The sequence below is a fragment of the Rhodanobacter sp. UC4451_H18 genome (assembly GCF_052978225.1).
Genome location: NZ_CM129663.1, coordinates 1,671,570 through 1,688,696, shown reverse-complemented (window position 1 = coordinate 1,688,696; position 17,127 = coordinate 1,671,570). Strand labels below are relative to the sequence as shown.

The 17,127-nt window shown below is 68.3% G+C and carries 13 protein-coding genes; 8 read left to right on the top strand and 5 right to left on the bottom strand.

Translation table 11 applies throughout. The features are described from left to right. Positions 1-60 precede the first annotated feature (60 nt). Together ACVCMG_RS07740 and hemF are read left to right on the top strand one after the other, a co-directional pair. Positions 61-744: a YdcF family protein gene (locus ACVCMG_RS07740; RefSeq protein WP_447115296.1), complete on the top strand. Its 684-nt coding sequence runs from the start codon at positions 61-63 to the stop codon at positions 742-744. Between the two features lie 95 nt (positions 745-839). Further along, the gene (gene hemF / locus ACVCMG_RS07735; RefSeq protein WP_447105531.1) at positions 840-1,742 is read left to right on the top strand and encodes an oxygen-dependent coproporphyrinogen oxidase; all 903 of its coding nucleotides are present in this window, start codon (positions 840-842) and stop codon (positions 1,740-1,742) included. A 96-nt stretch (positions 1,743-1,838) separates the two neighbouring features. Here the strand turns inward: hemF and ACVCMG_RS07730 are convergent, their stop codons facing one another. Continuing rightward, positions 1,839-2,495: a hypothetical protein gene (locus ACVCMG_RS07730; RefSeq protein WP_447115295.1), complete on the bottom strand. Its 657-nt coding sequence runs from the start codon at positions 2,493-2,495 to the stop codon at positions 1,839-1,841. A 142-nt stretch (positions 2,496-2,637) separates the two neighbouring features. Between ACVCMG_RS07730 and gpmA the strand changes: the two genes are divergently transcribed. Together gpmA and ACVCMG_RS07720 are read left to right on the top strand one after the other, a co-directional pair. Beyond that, complete coding sequence (gpmA, locus tag ACVCMG_RS07725; RefSeq protein WP_395116283.1) at positions 2,638-3,381, top strand: 2,3-diphosphoglycerate-dependent phosphoglycerate mutase; 744 nt, start codon at positions 2,638-2,640, stop codon at positions 3,379-3,381. Positions 3,382-3,484: 103 nt separating this feature from the next. Continuing rightward, entirely contained in the window at positions 3,485-4,045 is a 561-nt protein-coding gene (locus tag ACVCMG_RS07720; protein WP_447115294.1) for a DUF1453 domain-containing protein, read from the top strand. A gap of 19 nt (positions 4,046-4,064) precedes the next feature. Here ACVCMG_RS07720 and ACVCMG_RS07715 read toward each other — a convergent pair whose 3' ends face one another. The 3 genes from ACVCMG_RS07715 to ACVCMG_RS07705 all read right to left on the bottom strand — a co-directional run bounded on the left by ACVCMG_RS07715 (position 4,065) and on the right by ACVCMG_RS07705 (position 7,293). Next, positions 4,065-5,381: an amidohydrolase gene (locus ACVCMG_RS07715; protein ID WP_447115293.1), complete on the bottom strand. Its 1,317-nt coding sequence runs from the start codon at positions 5,379-5,381 to the stop codon at positions 4,065-4,067. 95 nt (positions 5,382-5,476) lie between these two features. Beyond that, complete coding sequence (zapE, locus tag ACVCMG_RS07710; RefSeq protein WP_447115292.1) at positions 5,477-6,595, bottom strand: cell division protein ZapE; 1,119 nt, start codon at positions 6,593-6,595, stop codon at positions 5,477-5,479. Between the two features lie 8 nt (positions 6,596-6,603). Next, the gene (locus ACVCMG_RS07705) at positions 6,604-7,293 is read right to left on the bottom strand and encodes an alpha/beta hydrolase (RefSeq protein ID WP_447105536.1); all 690 of its coding nucleotides are present in this window, start codon (positions 7,291-7,293) and stop codon (positions 6,604-6,606) included. 42 nt (positions 7,294-7,335) lie between these two features. Here ACVCMG_RS07705 and ACVCMG_RS07700 point away from each other — a divergent pair, with 42 nt between their 5' ends. Then, the gene (locus ACVCMG_RS07700; RefSeq protein ID WP_447115291.1) at positions 7,336-7,926 is read left to right on the top strand and encodes an acyl carrier protein phosphodiesterase; all 591 of its coding nucleotides are present in this window, start codon (positions 7,336-7,338) and stop codon (positions 7,924-7,926) included. Positions 7,927-8,271: 345 nt separating this feature from the next. On the opposite strand, the gene ACVCMG_RS07695 is transcribed toward ACVCMG_RS07700, so the two are convergent. Next, positions 8,272-8,736, bottom strand: coding sequence for a c-type cytochrome (locus ACVCMG_RS07695; RefSeq protein ID WP_395121332.1), 465 nt, complete (start codon positions 8,734-8,736; stop codon positions 8,272-8,274). A gap of 504 nt (positions 8,737-9,240) precedes the next feature. On the opposite strand from ACVCMG_RS07695, the gene ACVCMG_RS07690 reads away from it, so the two are divergent. From ACVCMG_RS07690 to ACVCMG_RS07680, 3 genes are all read left to right on the top strand, one after another. Continuing rightward, positions 9,241-10,458 carry an efflux RND transporter periplasmic adaptor subunit gene (locus tag ACVCMG_RS07690; RefSeq protein ID WP_447115290.1) on the top strand — a complete coding sequence of 406 codons (1,218 nt, stop codon included), beginning with the start codon at positions 9,241-9,243 and terminating at the stop codon, positions 10,456-10,458. Positions 10,459-10,542: 84 nt separating this feature from the next. After that, positions 10,543-13,782 (top strand): efflux RND transporter permease subunit, encoded by a 3,240-nt coding sequence (locus ACVCMG_RS07685; protein WP_447105538.1) that lies wholly within the window; start codon positions 10,543-10,545, stop codon positions 13,780-13,782. Positions 13,783-13,942: 160 nt separating this feature from the next. Further along, complete coding sequence (locus ACVCMG_RS07680; protein ID WP_447115289.1) at positions 13,943-17,080, top strand: efflux RND transporter permease subunit; 3,138 nt, start codon at positions 13,943-13,945, stop codon at positions 17,078-17,080. Positions 17,081-17,127: the final 47 nt, after the last annotated feature.

Here is a 17,127-nt window from a genome sequence, read left to right as displayed (position 1 = left end):
ATGCCGCGAACGTCGTACACCGTTAAGCTGTCGCGTCTCCCGCACCGACGATGCCTTGGCGTGTCCGCCCCGCGAAAACCCTCGAAATACCTGCGCGACGCCGACGTGCTGCATGCGGCAGTGGTCACCGGGCTGGTCGTGGTGCTCAGTGCCGGCCTGGTCTGGCTCGGCTATCTGGTCCATGTATGGCGCATCGCCACGCGCAGCCCGCTGTCGCCGCCGCGACGGATGACCGTGCTGGTGTTCGGCCGCCGGCTGGAACATGACGCGCCCGGCCATGATTACCGGCAGCGCCTGCAGCGCGCGCTGGTCCTGGCACGGCAGCAACAGACCGATCATCTGCTGCTGCTCGGCGGTTGCAGCGGCAGCGAGCTGAGCGAGGCCGCTGCCGGCGAGGCCTGGTTGCGCCAGCACGAGCTGACCGGCGACGTGCGCGTGGAGCTCGAACAGGATTCGATCGACTCGCTGGAGAACCTGCGCCATGCGCGCCGGCTGCTGCTGGAACGAGGCCACCTGCCGCCGGTGGCGCTGGTGACCAGCCGCTACCACCTTGCGCGCTGTCTGCTGCTGGCGCAGCGGCTCGGCTTCGACAGCATTGCCGTGGCGGCGGAACCGACGCTGCCGCGGCATGCGCGCTACCTCGGCCGGCTCGTGCTGGAAGCGCGCTACCTGATGTGGATCGACATCGGCATGCGCTGGGCGCGGTTGATCGGGCACGCGCGCATGGCCGCACGCATCAGTTGAATTGTGCCGGATCAGGCCGGCGCGGCGCTGCACCGCAGCCGGTCGCGCACGGCTGCTTGCTAAGCTTGGCGCCATCGAATCTTTCGGGCCAGACGATGAGTGCACAAGCCGACCTTGCCGAAACCTTCCTGCGCGAACTGCAGGACCGCATCTGCGCGGCGATCGAGCAGGCCGACGGCGGCGCACGCTTCGTCGAGGATGCGTGGACCCGCGCGGCGGGCGGTGGCGGGCGCACCCGCGTGCTGCGCGATGGCGCGGTGTTCGAGCAGGCCGGGGTGAATTTCTCGCGCGTGCACGGGCATCAGCTGCCACCCAGCGCGACCGCGCACCGGCCCGAGCTGGCCGGCGGCAGCTTCATCGCCACCGGCGTGTCGCTGGTGCTGCATCCGAAGAACCCGCACGTGCCGACCACGCATGCCAACGTGCGCTACTTCGAGGCCAGCAAGGAAGGCGTGGAGCCGGTGTGGTGGTTCGGCGGCGGCTTCGACCTCACCCCGTTCTACCCGGTGGACGAGGACGTGCGCCACTGGCACACCGTGGCGCGCGACCTGTGCGAACCGTATGGCTCGGACGTGTATCCGCGCTACAAGCAATGGTGCGACGAGTACTTCTACCTGAAGCACCGCGACGAAACGCGCGGCGTGGGCGGGCTGTTCTACGACGACATGAACGAGGGCGGCTTCGAGCGCTGCTTCGCGTTCACCCGCGACGTCGGCCAGGGTTTCCTCGATGCCTATCTGCCGATCGTCGAACGGCGCAAGGCCACGCCGTACGGCGAGCGCGAGCGCGAGTTCCAGCTGTACCGGCGCGGTCGCTACGTGGAGTTCAACCTGGTCTACGACCGCGGCACCTTGTTCGGCCTGCAATCCGGCGGCCGCACCGAATCGATCCTGATGAGCCTGCCGCCGCGCGTGCGCTTCGAGTATGCGTACCAGCCGGAAGCCGGCTCCGCCGAGGCGAAGCTCGCCGACTACCTCAAGCCGCGCGACTGGCTTTGAGAGCCAAGGAGTGAGTGGAGAGGAGTGAGAAGCGAGAGAGTGCAGTCGAGCGCCGGCTTTTCTCCCTTTCTCACTCTTCTCCACTCACTTCCGCTCTTACGGCGTGGCCCCGCTGAACTTCTCCACCGTGGCACCCTTCACCGGGCCGATCTGCGCGCTGTCGCTGACTTTCAGTTCCACCTCGCGGCGGAACTCCAGCGTGCCCTGCACCACGGCGTGGGGGCCGATGACCACCACCGGCTTGCGACCGTTGAAGTTGAACCAGCCGTGCGGCTTGTCGATCAGGATGCCGCCTTCGACGCGCGAGTTTTCGCCCACGGTGATGTCGCCGCTCACCGTGGCCAGACCGCCGGCGACGTGGGCGGCATCCAGCACGATGGCGCCGTTGACGTTGCCCAGCTTGCCGCCGACCTCGGCGCCGCGCGCCAGGCGGATGCTGCCGTTGACCGCGCTGACGTCACCACTGACCTTGCTGGCTTCGCCCAGCGTGATCGAGCCGTTGACGGTGTCCACCGCGGTGGCCTGGGCGCGGTCGCCGAGCTCCACCGCGCCGTTGACCGTGCCGGCCTTGCGCACGGTGGCGCCATCGCCGACATGGACCGCGCCGTTGACCGAGCTGACGTCGCCGGCCTGTTGGCCCGCCTCGACGCGTACCGCGCCGTTGACCTTGTCGATGTCGCCGTCGCGGGCCACTGCCAGGGCAGGCAGCAAGGCGAACGTGCACAGGAGAAGAATGGTCGAGATGCGGTGCATGGCAGGCTCCGTGGTCGGTGGGAGTCTCTAGGATGCCGCCGCCGCGGCAAAGGTTTGCCATGACCTGTGGCAGGGTGCGGATTTGACGCTGCCGGGGCCGCACTGCACCATTCGCGGTTCATCCCGTTTGCTGAGCGCACCCATGCACAAGCTCGTCCTGATCCGCCACGGCCAATCGCAGTGGAACCTCGACAACCGCTTCAGCGGCTGGGCCGACGTCGACCTCACCGAGCAGGGCAGGGCGGAGGCGCGCGAAGCGGGCCGCCTGCTGACCGAAGGCGGCTACAGCTTCGACGTGGCGCACACCTCGGTGCTCAAGCGGGCCGTGCGCACGCTGTGGGGCGTGCAGGACGAGATGGGCCTGATGTGGCTGCCGGTGGTCACCGACTGGCGCCTCAACGAGCGTCACTACGGCGGCCTCACCGGCCTGAACAAGGCCGAGACCGCGGCGAAGTACGGCGAGGAGCAGGTGAAGATCTGGCGGCGCAGCTACGACGTGCCGCCGCCGCCGCTGGAGCGCGCCGCGAACGAGTCGGTGCACGATCCGCGTTACGCGAAGCTCGACCCGAAGGACATCCCCGATACCGAGTGCCTGAAGGACACCGTGGCGCGCGTGCTGCCGTACTGGCACCAGGTGCTGGCGCCGGCGATCAAGGCGGGCCAGCGCGTGCTGGTCGCCGCGCACGGCAACTCGCTGCGCGCGCTGGTGAAATATCTGGACGGCATCTCCGACGAGGCGATCGTCGAGCTCAACATCCCCAACGGCGTGCCGCTGGTGTACGAATTCGACGACGAACTGAAGCCGTTGCGCCATTACTACCTGGGCGATGCCGAGGCGATCGCGGCGAAGATGGCCGCGGTGGCCAACCAGGGCAAGGCGAAGTAGCCGGGATTCGGGCTTCGCCAGGAGCAAAATCGCCGGCAGCCGGTGCGGGTGCCTTTCCGAACCCCGGCCCCCAGCCCCAGTCCCTCATCCACCGGACCACGCCATGCCCGCCCATCTGACCAGTTACCTGATCATGCTGCCGCTGCTGGCCTGGATCGTGTGGCGGCGGGTCAGCCGGCAGTTCGGTCGCCAGCCGATCCGGCGCAAGCGGATGATCGCCCGCATCGTGATCTTCGCGGTCATCGGTGGCCTGCTGGCGCTGAGCGGTTTCCATCATCTGGCGTTGGCCGAAGGGTTGCTCGGCGGGGTGCTGATCGGCGCCGCGATCGGTCTGTTCGGCCTGTGGCTGACCCGCTTCGAGGTCGATCCGGTCAAGGGCGACTGCTACGTGCCCAATGCGTGGATCGGCGCCCTGCTCACCGTATTGCTGCTCGGGCGCCTGGGCTGGCGGTTGATGGTGGTATGGCCGCAGCTGCAGCACGCGCAGGCGGCGGCAGACGCGGGCACCTCGATGCAGCCGATGGGCTACGCGTCCAGCCCGTTGACCATGCTGGTGATCGGCCTGCTGGTCGGTTACTACATCGCCTATTACAGCGGCGTGCTGGTGCACCATCGGCGCTTCCTGCGCGCGCATCCTGCGGCGGCGGCCGCGCACGTCGAGTGATCCGGGGCGGCCCGGCGCTTCACGGCCCCGCGGCTCCCAGATAGTCCAGGCTTGCCTGCAGCATCGACTGCATGCCGACCTTCAGGGCGCCCTCGTCAAGGAAGAACTTCGGCGAATGGTTGGCCGGCGCGGTCGCGGCATCCTGGCCTTTCGGCGTGGCGCCGACGAAGAAATACACGCTGGGGACCGCCTCGGCGAACAGCGCGAAATCCTCCGACGCCATCCACGGTTTCGCCTCGCGCACCTGCGCTGAGCCGTTGATGCGCACCAGGCTGGCGCGCACGCCTGCGGCCAGCTTGTCGTCATTCACCAGCACCGGGTTGCTGAGCAGGGGAATCTGCTCGTCCACCGTGGCGCCATGCGCGGCGGCGACGTTTTCGGCGATGCGCTTGAGGCCGTCCAGCGCCTGCTTCCGCATGGCGGGGTCGAAGGTGCGCAGCGTGCCTTGCAACTCCACCTGGTCGGGCACGATGTTGTAGCGCGCCCCGCCATCGACGATGCCGAAACTGAGCACCGCCGGAAGCTTGCTGATGTCGAGCTGGCGGCTGACGATGGTCTGCGACGCGCTGATGATCTCCGCTGCGGTGACGATCGGATCGATTCCGTTCCACGGCATGGCACCGTGGGTCTGGCGCCCGTGCACGACCAGCTTGAACCAGTCCGAGCCGGCCATGGTCGGCCCCGGCCGCACCGAGACGGTGCCCACGTTGAGCGAGCTGACCACGTGCATGCCGAACATCGCATCCGGCTTGTAGTCGCGGAACATGCCTTCCTTCAACATCAGCTCGGCGCCACCTTCCTCGCCGGCCGGCGCGCCTTCCTCCGCCGGCTGGAACACGAACAGCACCGAGCCGTGCAGTTGCCTTTTCATGCCGGCAAGCGCCTGCGCGATGCCCAGCAGCATCGCCGTGTGCGCGTCATGGCCGCAGGCGTGCATCACGCCGGTCTCCTTGCCGCGGTACTCGCCCTTCGCCTTCGAGGCGAAGGGCAGGTCGACCTCTTCGGTCACCGGCAGCGCATCCATGTCCGCGCGCAGCGCCAGGCGCGGCCCGGGCAAATCGCCCTTCAGCAGCGCGACCACGCCGGTGTGGGCGATCCCCGCATGCACTTCCAATCCCAGCTTCTTCAACTCCCTGGCCACGAGCGCCGAGGTGCGCACCTCGCGGTTGCTCAGTTCCGGGTGCTGGTGGATATCGCGCCGCCACGCGGTGACCTGCGGCAGCTCCTGCTGCACCAGGGCCTCGACCTGACGGGTCGGCGTCTGGAGGGTGTCGGCGGCGCGCAGCGGCGAGGCGACCAGGGCGGCAAGCGCCAGGGCGAAGGCGGTGCGATGCATGGCTGTCTCCATGGCGGGGGTCGCTCGATGCTAGCGCCTGGACAGGCTGGTGCCTACGTGATGGCCGGCCTCTGCGCCGCGCAGGCGCCGCCGGCTCATTCGGGCCGATGCTCCAGCGCGAGGTATTCCTCGCTCTGCATCTCGATCAGGCGCGATTCGGTGCGGCCGAATTCGGCGCGCAGGCGCTCGCCGTCGTAGAGCTCGGTGATCGGCGCGGCGGCGGAAAGCACCAGCTTCACGCGCCGGTCGTAGAACTCGTCGACCAGTTGCACGAAGCGTTTCGCCGCGTCCTCGCTGTAGATGGTGAACTGCGGCACGTTGGCGACGATCACCGCCGGGCCGGCCTTGGCCAGCGCGATGTAGTCGGCCACGGCGCGCGGGCCCTCGCACAGCGCGGCGAACTGGAACCACAGGATGGTCTCGGCGCGCTTGTGGAACGGGATGTCGCGGCCGTTGATGCGCAGCATGCCGTCGAGTTCGATCGCGCCACTGGCCTGGCTGGCGAAGATGCGCTCCAGTGCCCGATGCGACTCGGCGCCCGGCGGGGTGAGGTAGACCGGCGCCTGGGTCAGCGCGCGCAGGCGCCAGTCATGCGCGGAAACCATCTCGACCACGTGGCAGTGCTGCTCGATCAGCGCGATCGCGGGCAGGAATCGGGCGCGCTGCAGGCCGTCCTTGTACAGGTTCGCCGGCGCGGTATTTGAGGTGGTGACCAGGCTCACCCCGCGCTCGAACAATGCGTCGAGCAGGTTGGCCAGGATCATCGCGTCGCCGATGTCGTTGACCAGGAACTCGTCCAGGCACAGCACGCGGCAGCGTCCGGCAATGCCGGCAGCGACCTCCACCAGCGGGCTCTGCCGCTCGCCCAGTGCGCGCAGGCTGTCGTGCACCTCGCCCATGAAGCGGTGGAAATGCCGCCGCAGCACCACGCCGTGCGGCAGGCTGGCGGCGAACAGGTCCATCAGGAACGTCTTGCCGCGACCCACGTTGCCCCACAGGTACAGTCCGGGAACGCCGCGCGGCGGCTCGTTGCCCAGCAGCGATTTCAGCCGGCCGAACAGGCCGCCTTCGCCGGCAGGTTCCGCGCACAGTGCCGCATGCATGCGGTCGAACTCGGCCAGCAGCGCCAGCTGGGCGGGGTCGGACTCCCAGCGATGGGCGGCCACGCCTTCGGCATAACGCGCGCTGGGCGCGAGCAAAAACGTTTCGGTCATGGAGGGGGTCAGGCCTGGCGTGTCGGCGGCAGCCAGTCGCGCACGGCGTGCTTGATCGCGCCGCGCAGATCCATCAGCCGGCGATGGAAGAAGTGGCTGGTATCGGGCATGCGCACCAGTTCGGGCGGGTGTTCCAGGCTGTCGAGCCAGTCGAACACCGCCTGCGGTTCGACCACCTCGTCGGCCTCGCCCTGCACGACCAGCCAGGGGCAGGTCGGCGGCGTGATCGCATCGAGCCCGTAACGGCCCGCCGGCGGCGCGATGCTGATCAGCGCATCGACGTGCAGCGGCGCCGCCTGGGCGATGCTCACGCCGCTGCCGAACGAGAAACCGGCCAGCCACAGCGCATCGTCGGGTCGCACGCGACGCACCCAGGCGACCACGGCGGCGAGATCGTCGCGCTCGCCGCGGCCCTTGTCGAAACTTCCCTCGGAACTGCCCGCCCCGCGGAAGTTGAAGCGTACGGTATCCAGCCCCGACTCGCGCAGCGCGCGTTCGACCATGGTCACCACCTTGTTGTGCATGCTGCCGCCTTCGCTGGTCAGCGGGTGGCAGATCACCGCCACGCCTCGGCGCGCGCCGTCAGGCTCGGCGATGTCGGTGACGGTTTCCAGCTTGCCGACCGGGCCGGTCAGCACGAAACTGGCGGCGACATCCGGAAAGCCGGCAGGGTCGGCAGGGAACGAGGCGGGTTTCATGCCCACGATGATAACCGCGACGCCGCGCTGCCGCCCGCGGCAATGAACCATCTGGCGCATGCGCTGCTGGCCGGCGATGACGAGGCGCTGCAACTGGGCGGCCTGCTCGGCGACTTCGTGCGCGGCCAGCCCGATCCGGCGCAGTTCCCGCCACGGGTGATCCGCGGCATCCGCCTGCACCGCGCCATCGACGGCTACACCGACGCCCACCCCGCCGTGCTGGCCGCCAAGGCGCAGCTGCCACCGCCGTATCGCCGCTACGCCGGCATCCTGCTGGACATGTGGTTCGATCACTTGCTGGCCCGGGAATTTCCACGCTGGAGCGCACAGCCGCTGGAGGACTACTCGCTCGGCCTGCGTGGACTGCTGCGGCGGCGCGATGCCTTGCTGACGCCTGCGTTGCGGCGGTTCCGCAGTTACATGGAAGCCAACGACTTGCCTGGCGGCTACGCCGATCGAGCGGTGCTGGGGCGTGCACTGGCCGGGATCGGCGAGCGGCTCACCCGCGCCAATCCGCTGGATACTGCCTTGCCGGTGCTGGTGGCGCGGGAGGAGGAGTTGCAGCGGCGGTTCGAAGTGTTTTTTCCGGAGTTGCGGGGGTTTGTGCGGGAGTGGATCGAGGGGCAGGGGTGAAGAACCTGCCGCCGGGGCGGACCCGGGCTGCCTTCCTTCGCGAAGCGGGGAGGGTGCCGAAGGCGGATGGGGGTGCTGTTGATTTTACCGTTGCCTGATCGGGAAGCTGCGCCCAGGGTCGTGGCTTCCCCTTCCCAACCTTCCCCCGGAGGGGGAAAGGGCCAACGAAAACGCCGCCCAAGGGGCGGCGTTTGCTTTTGTTTGATTGGAGCGGCACGGGGCCGTGAACCCTCACCCCAACCCTCTCACCCGCAAGGGGACTCCCGTGGGTCGCCGGAGGGAGAGGGGGCAAACGAAAACGCCGCCCATGGGCGGCGTTTGGAGAAAGCTTTTTGGATCAGGCGACTACTTCGCCTGATCGACGATCCAGTGCACGGCGGCGGTGACCTGCTCGTCGGTGAGCGCGGGATTGCCGCCCTTGGGCGGCATGAAATTGCCGTCGGGGCCGTGGTAGCCCTCGATCGCGTGCTTGACCAGCACGTCGATGCCCTGCTTGATGCGTGGACCCCACATGGCCTTGTCGCCGAGCTTCGGCGCGCCGGCGATGCCGGCCGTATGGCAACTGGTGCACAGGTGGTCGTAGATTTCCTTGCCGTCGGTGGTGCCGCCGTAGGCCACCTGGGAGGCGGCGGCCTTGGCGGCCTGGTCGGCGGCGGCCTGCATGGCGGCACGGCCGGTGTCGCCGGCATAGACGGCGCCGGCGGGGGCGAGCCGTGCGGCGACCGTGGCCGGGTGGTTCGGATTGGTTTCCTTGGGCTCGCTGTTGTTGATCGCCAGCGCGGACAACACAAGGATCACGGTAAGAACCATCAGCGCGCCGATGGTCAGCGAGAACTGACGCAGGAAGCCCTGGTCGGATTTGCTAAGGGGACCGCTCACGCACGTACTCCTGTCAGTGGGCGGGCTTGGACCGCCTTGTTGCCTTACCGTCACGCCGGAATCGCGAAACCGCCGCAGCCGCCAGGGTCGAAAACCTCGATGCACCCCAACCCCTGCTGCCGGTGTCCGGATCGCGCCCTCGGGGGGCGCGCTGGCGACCAGTCCGGTATTATAAACGAAGCGCCCGACAAGTTTCAGGGTGACCGATCGGGTGTATGCCGATGCGGTGCCCGGAACGTTGTGCACACGGCCCGGTCCCATGTGCGGCGGGGCGCAAAACCCTGCCATCGGTCATGCCCCACCCCTGTCGACCGGCATTGTTCAAAGCGGTTGCCGTCCACCTATGCTTTGTCCATGGGGGCGCGTCTGCCCACGTGGTGCCTGCGGCAGCGGCCTTCCCCGGTTGCTCGCCCCGGTTCAATCCAGGAGTTCCACATGTCGCGTTTTTGGAAGATCGCGTTGATCGTGCTGGCGGTGGTCGTGATCGCCGTGGTCGGCATCCGCATGTTGCACAAGCCGGGCGATGGCGCGGCGAAGGGCGCCGACGGCAAGGGCGGCGACGCGCCGCCGGTGCCGGTGACCGTGGTGCCGGTGGTCAAGCAGAACGTGCCGGTGTACCTGACGGCGCTGGGCACGGTGCAGGCGCTCAACACGGTGACGGTGATCCCGCAGGTGTCCGGGCGGCTGCTCAGCATCGAGTTCACCGAAGGACAGCCGGTGAAGCAGGGTCAGGTGCTGGCGCGCATCGACCCGCGCACCTTCCAGGCCAACTATGACCAGGCGGTCAGCCGGCGCAAGCAGGATCAATCCCTGCTGGCCACGGCGCGCAGCAACTACCAGCGCTCGCAGGACCCCAAGTACAGCCAGTACGTGGCCAAGATCGACCAGGTCACGCAGAAGAACACCGTGGCCCAGTACGAGGCGGCCGTGGCGGCCGACGAGGCCGCGATCCGCGACGCCAAGGTGCAGCTCGACTACACCGAGATCCGCTCGCCGATCGACGGCCTGGCCGGTATCCGCGCGGTGGACCCGGGCAACGTGGTGACCACCTCCAGTGCGATCGTCACGCTGACCCAGCTGCACCCGATCAACGTGATGTTTACCTTGCCGGAGCAGAACCTGGACATGGTGCGCAGCGCGGCGCAGGGCGGCAAGCCACTGGAGGTCACCGCGCTCGATCGCGTCGACGCCCATCCGATCGCCAGCGGCGGCGTGCTCAAGGTGATCGACAACCAGATCGACACCAGCACCGGCACGTTCCGCCTGAAGTCGGAGTTTTCCAACGAGCACGACGAGTTGTGGCCGGGCCAGTTCGTCAACGTGCGGCTGCTGGTGAACACCGTCGACGGCGGCCTGGTGATCCCCTCGCAGGGCGTGCAGCGCGGGCCGGACGGCGATTATGTCTACCTCGTGCAGGGCGACAACACGGTCAAGATGCAGTCGATCGTGGTGGCCGGCGAAGTCGGCGACAGCCACGTGATGGTCGGCAGCGGGCTCAAGGTCGGCGACAAGGTGGTGACCGAAGGCCAGTTCCGGCTCAAGCCCGGCAGCAAGGTCAACCCGCTCAAGCCGGGCGAAGTGCCGGCCGCGCCCACCGCGGCGGAATTGCAGAAGTCCAGGCAGGACAACAAGGGTGGCCGCGGTCGTCACTGATGTCCGCGTGAGCCCGCGGCGTTGCCGCGGGCTGGCGCGCGTCTCGAACGCGGCAACTGCCGCCCCACTTCGTCACGGATAGTCATGGGCTTCTCCACCCTCTTCATTCGCCGCCCGATCGCCACTTCGCTGCTGATGGTGGCGGTGCTGCTGCTCGGTATCCTGGGCTTCCGCCAGTTGCCGGTGTCGGCGCTGCCGGAGATCGAGGCGCCCAGCCTGGTGGTGACCACGCAGTATCCGGGTGCCAGCGCCACCACCATGGCGACGCTGATCACCACGCCGCTGGAGCGCAACCTGGGGCAGATCTCCGGGCTCAGCATGATGAGTTCGGACTCGTCCGCGGGCCTGTCGACGATCGTGCTGCAGTTCAACATGGGCCGCGACATCGACATCGCCGCGCAGGACGTGCAGGCGGCGATCAACCAGGCCAAGGGCACGCTGCCGGGCAACCTGCCGTATCCGCCGGTGTACAACCGGGTCAATCCGGCCGATGCGCCGATCCTCACCCTGGCGCTGCAGTCGGACAGCCGCCCGCTGCGCGACGTCAACGACCTGGCCGACTCGATCCTGGCGCAGAAGCTGTCGCAGGTGCAGGGCGTGGGCCTGGTCTCGATCGCCGGCAACGTGCGCCCGGCCGTGCGCATCCAGGTCAACCCGGCGCAACTGGCCAATCTCGGCCTGACCATGGAGGACGTGCGCAGCGCACTGACCCAGGCCAACGTCAACGCGCCCAAGGGCACGCTGAACGGCAAGACGCAGAGCTACTCGATCGGCACCAACGACCAGTTGGCCGATGCCGAGCAGTACAAGAGCACCATCATCAGCTACCGCGGCAACGCGCCGGTGCGGCTGTCCGACGTGGCCAGGGTGGTCGACGGCGTGGAGAACGACCAGCTCGCCGCGTGGGCCAACGGCAAGCCGGCGGTACTGCTGGACGTGCGCCGCCAGCCCGGCGCCAACATCGTGCAGACGGTGGAGCAGATCCGCCGCATCCTGCCCGAGCTGCGCAACGCGCTGCCGGCCGACGTGCACCTGGACGTGTTCGCCGACCGCACGGTGACCATCCGCGCCTCGGTGCACGACGTGGAGTTCACCCTGATCCTCACCGTGTTCCTGGTGGTGGGCGTGATCTTCGTGTTCCTGCGCCGGCTGTGGGCCACCATCATTCCGGCCACCGCGGTGCCGCTGTCGCTGCTGGGCACGTTCGGCGTGATGAGTTTCACCGGCATGTCGCTGGACAATCTCTCGCTGATGGCGTTGACGGTGGCCACCGGCTTCGTGGTCGACGATGCGATCGTGATGATCGAAAACATCGTGCGCTACATCGAACAGGGCAAGAGCGGCAAGGAGGCGGCCGAGATCGGCGCGAAGGAGATCGGCTTCACCGTGCTGTCGCTGACCGTGTCGCTGGTGGCGGTGTTCCTGCCGCTGCTGCTGATGCCCGGTGTCACCGGCCGGTTGTTCCACGAGTTCGCCTGGGTGCTGACCATCGCGGTGAGCATCTCGATGCTGGTCTCGCTGACGCTGACGCCGATGATGTGCGCCTACCTGCTCAAGCCCGACCAGCTGCCGGAAGGCGACGACGCGCACGAGCGCCACGCCGCCGCCGGCAGGCGCACCGTGTGGGCGCGCACCGTGCACGTGTACGAGAATTCGCTGGACTGGGTGCTCGACCACCAGCGCCTGACCATGCTGGTGGCCGGCGCCGCGGTGGTGCTGACCGTGTTCCTGTATATCGCCATCCCCAAGGGCCTGCTGCCCGAGCAGGACACCGGCCTGATCACCGGCGTGGTGCAGGCCGACGACAACATCGCGTTTCCGGCGATGGAGCAGCGCACCAAGGCAGTGGCCGAGGCGTTGCGCAAGGACCCGGCGGTGGCCGGCGTGGCGGCGTTCATCGGCGCCGGCACGATCAACCCCACCTTGAACCAGGGCCAGCTCAGCATCGTGCTGAAGGATCGCGGCGACCGCGACGGCTTGGACAAGCTGCTGCCGCGGCTGCAGCAGAGCGTGGCCGACATCCCCGGCGTGGCGCTGTACCTGAAACCGGTGCAGGACGTGACCCTGGACAGCACCGTGTCGGCCACCGAATACCAGTACGCGCTGTCCCAGGTGGACTCCGCCGAGCTGGCCAAGTACGCCGACCAGATGACCCGCGCCATGCGCCAGCGGCCGGAGCTGGCGGACGTCAGCAACAACCTGGCCGACCGCGGCAACGCGCTCAAGCTGACCATCGATCGCGAGAAGGCCAGCCGCATGGGCGTGCCGGTGCAGACCATCGACGACACCTTGTACGACGCCTTTGGCCAGCGCCAGATCTCCACCATCTTCACCCAGCTCAACCAGTACCGCGTGGTGCTGGAGGTGGCGCCGGAGTTCCGCAACAGCAGCGACCTGCTCAACAAGCTCACCGTGCGCGGCAACGGCTCCGGCGCGCTGACCGGCAGCAACGCCACCAGCTTCGGCCAGGTGAAGTCGAGCAACTCGGCCACCCCCAGCGGCATCGGCAACACCGGCAACATCGGCATCGCGCTGGGCGGCGGCGGCACCATCCCGCTGTCCTCGCTGGCCAATGCCGAGGTCACCAGCGCACCGCTGGTGGTCAGCCACCAGCAGCAGCTGCCGGCGGTGACGCTGTCGTTCAACGTGGCGCCGGGCTATTCGCTGTCCGACGCGGTGTCGGCGATCCACCAGATCAACGCGGAGCTGAACTTCCCGCCACAGGTGCGCGGCCAGTTCATCGGCAAGGCCGCCGAGTTCAACTCCTCGCTGGGCGACGAGGTGCTGTTACTGCTGGCCGCGATCGTGGTGATCTACATCGTGCTGGGCGTGCTGTACGAGAGCTACATCCACCCGCTGACGATCATCTCCACCCTGCCGCCGGCTGGCGTGGGCGCGCTGCTGGCACTGATGATGTTCGGCATGAGCCTGTCGGTGGACGGCATCGTGGGCATCGTGCTCTTGATCGGCATCGTCAAGAAGAACGCGATCATGATGATCGACTTCGCGATCGAGGCGCGCCGCACCGGCCTCAACGCGCATGACGCGATCCGCCGCGCCTGCCTGCTGCGCTTCCGCCCGATCATGATGACCACCGCGGCGGCGATGCTCGGCGCCTTGCCGCTGGCGCTGGGCACCGGCATCGGCTCGGAGCTGCGCCGGCCGCTGGGCGTGTCGATCGTCGGCGGCCTGCTGCTGTCGCAGCTGGTGACGCTGTACACCACGCCCGTGATCTACCTGTACATGGAGCGTTTCTCCGACTGGCTCGCCGCACGCCGGGAACGGCGTGCGCTGGAACACGCGCGGGCCGATCGCACGACGTGATCCGATCGCTTGCCGCCTGCCCCTGCCCGCGCGACGCCGGCAGGGGTTTTTCCTTTTCGCGTCCCGATCAACCGTTTTGCCGCTGGTGCGTTGAGGGTGGGATGATCCGCCTGGATCCCGCCCGGCATCGTGCCGCCTGCACCACGGTCGTGTTTCCCGCATGAATGTCTCCGGCTCCTTCATCCGCCGTCCGATCGGCACCAGCTTGCTCGCGATCGGCCTGTTCGTCGGCGGCATGATCTGCTACTTCCTGCTCGGCGTGTCGGCGCTGCCGAACATGCAGTTCCCGGCGATCTTCGTGCAGGCCAGCCAGGCCGGCGCCGACGCCAGCACCATGGCCTCCACCGTGGCCGCGCCGCTGGAACGGCACCTGGGCCAGGTGCCCGGCATCGAGACGATGCGCTCGTCCAGTTCGGAAGGGCGCACCTTCGTCTTCATGATGTTCCGCAACGGCACCGACCTGGGTTCGGCCGCGCGCGACGTGCAGGCGGCGATCAACGCGGCCGCGCCGGACCTGCCCAGCGGCCTCAACGGCGCGCCCAGCTACCAGAAGGCCAATCCCAACGACGACCCGGTGATCGCCTTCGCGCTGACCTCCGACACGCAGGCCGCGGGCGATCTCTACAACGTCGCCGACACCTTGCTGGCGCAGCGCCTGCGCCAGTTGCCGGGCGTCTCGTCGGTGGAGATCGCCGGCGCCTCGACCCCGGCGATCCGCGTCGATGTGAACCTGCGCGCGCTCAACGCGATGGGCCTGTCGCCGGACCAGCTGCGCAACGCCTTGCGCGCGGCCAACGTGACCTCGCCGGAAGGCTTCCTCAGCGACGGCAAGACGCGCATGGCGGTGGCCGCCACCACCTCGCTGCACAGCGCCGCGGACTTCGCGAAACTGGTGGTGGCCAGCCACGATGGCACGCCGGTGCGCCTCGCCGACGTGGCGAACGTCTACGCCGGTACCGAGGACGCCTACCAGGCGGCGTGGTTCGGCGGCCAGCCGGCGGTGCTGATGTACGTGTACAAGAAGGCCGACGCCAACGTCATCTCCACCGTGGACCTGGTCAAGGCGCAACTGCCGGCGCTGCGCACGTTCCTGCAGCCAGGCACCCGGCTCACCCCGTTCTTCGACGGCACGCCGACCATCCGCGCCTCGCTGCACGAGGTACAGGCGACCTTGCTGATCTCGCTGGCGATGGTGGTGCTGACCATGGCGCTGTTCCTGCGTCGTCTCGCACCCACGCTGATCGCCGCGGTGGCGGTGCCGCTGTCGCTGGCCGGTGCGTTCGTGGCGATGTACATCCTCGACTACACGCTCAACAACCTCACCCTGCTGGCGCTGGTGATCGCGATCGGGTTCGTGGTGGACGACGCGATCGTGGTGATCGAGAACATCATTCGCCACATCGACGACGGCATGACGCGCATGCAGGCCACCCTGGCCGGCGCGCGCGAGATCGGCTTCACCATCGTCTCGATCACCGCCTCGCTGGTGGCGGTGTTCATCCCGCTGCTGTTCGCCGGCGGCATCACCGGCATGTTCATGCACGAGTTCGCGGTGACCCTGGTGGCGGCGATCGTGGTGTCGGCCGCGGTGTCGCTGACGCTCACGCCGGCGCTGTGCGGGCGTTTCCTCGGCGGCCATCGCGCACGCGAGGCCAGCGCCGGACCCGCGCGCAGCCACGTGCTGGACCGCTTCCACGCCCGCATGCTCGGCGTGTACCGGCGGGCGCTGGATTTCTCGCTGCGCCACGTGCTGGCCTTCTCGCTGACGCCCCTGGTGCTGATCGTCGCCACGTTCTACCTGTTCACCGTGGTCAAGACCGGTCTGTTCCCGCAGCAGGACACCGGCCTGATCTGGGGCCGCGCCACCTCCAGCGCCACGGTATCGTTCGACGAGAGCCGGCAGCGGCTGGAGCGGCTCACCGCGATGCTGTTGGCCGACCCGGACGTGGCCACGGTGGGCACGCGCCTGGGCAGCAGCCGCCAGGGTGCCAGCGGCTCGTTCAACATCGACCTCAAGACGCGCAGCGAAGGGCGCACCGACGACACCTTCACCGTGCTGGCCCGGTTGAGCGCCAAGGCCGCGAAGTATCCCGACCTGCACCTGCGCCTGCGCGCCGTGCAGGATCTGCCCAGCGGCGGTGGCGGCGGCACCAGCCAGGGCGCGCAATACCAGGTCTCGCTGCAGGGCAACGACCTCGCCACGCTGCAACTGTGGCTGCCGCGACTGGTGGCCGAGCTGAAGAAGAACCCGCTGCTGCGCGACGTCGGCAGCGACGTGGAGGAGGGCGGCCTGCGCCAGAACATCGTGATCGATCGCGACACCGCGGCTCGGCTCGGGGTGTCCATCGGCGCCATCGACGGCGCGCTGTACGACGCCTTCGGTCAGCGCCAGGTGTCGACCATCTACTCGGACATCAACCAGTACAGCGTGGTGGTCAACGCGCTGCCCGCGCAGACCGCCACGCCGGACGCGCTCAATCGCGTATACGTGAAATCGAACCAGGGCCAGATGGTGCCGATCACCGCGTTCGCCCGCCAGGAATCCGGCCTGGCACCGTCGCAGATCACCCACCAGAACCAGTTCACCACGATGGACCTGAGCTTCAACCTCGCGCCGGGGGTGAGCATGGGCCAGGCGATGCAGGTGATCCAGGCCACCGTGGGCAACATGCGCATGCCCGGCGACATCAAGCTCAACATGGGCGGGGATTTCCGCCGCTTCCAGGAATCGCAGAGTGGCATGCTGTGGCTGGTGCTGGCCGCGATCGTCACCGTCTACATCGTGCTTGGCATGCTGTACGAGAGCCTGATCCACCCCGTCACCATCCTTTCCACGCTGCCGGCGGCAGGTGTCGGCGCGTTGCTGGCACTGTGGCTGACCCACACCGAGTTGTCGGTGGTGGCGCAGATCGCGCTGGTGCTGTTGATCGGCATCGTCAAGAAGAACGCGATCATGATGATCGACTTCGCCCTGGTCGCCCAGCGCGAACACCGCAAGCCGCCGCTGGAGGCCGTGCGCGAAGCCTGCCTGGTGCGCTTCCGCCCGATCATGATGACCACCATGGTTGCCATCCTCGCCGCGCTGCCGATCGCCATCGGCCTGGGCGAAGGCAGCGAACTGCGCCGCCCGCTCGGCATCGCCCTGATCGGCGGCCTGCTGATCTCGCAAAGCCTCACCCTGCTCAGCACCCCAGCGCTGTACGTGGTGTTCTCCTGCCTGGCCGAACGGCGCAAGGCGTGGAGCGCGCGCCGGCGCGAGCGCAAGCTGGCACGGCGGCAGCGCCTGGCCGAGGTGTGAGCGGCGCGCTTCGTGGCAGGAGCATGAACGCCGGGACACCCGCGCTC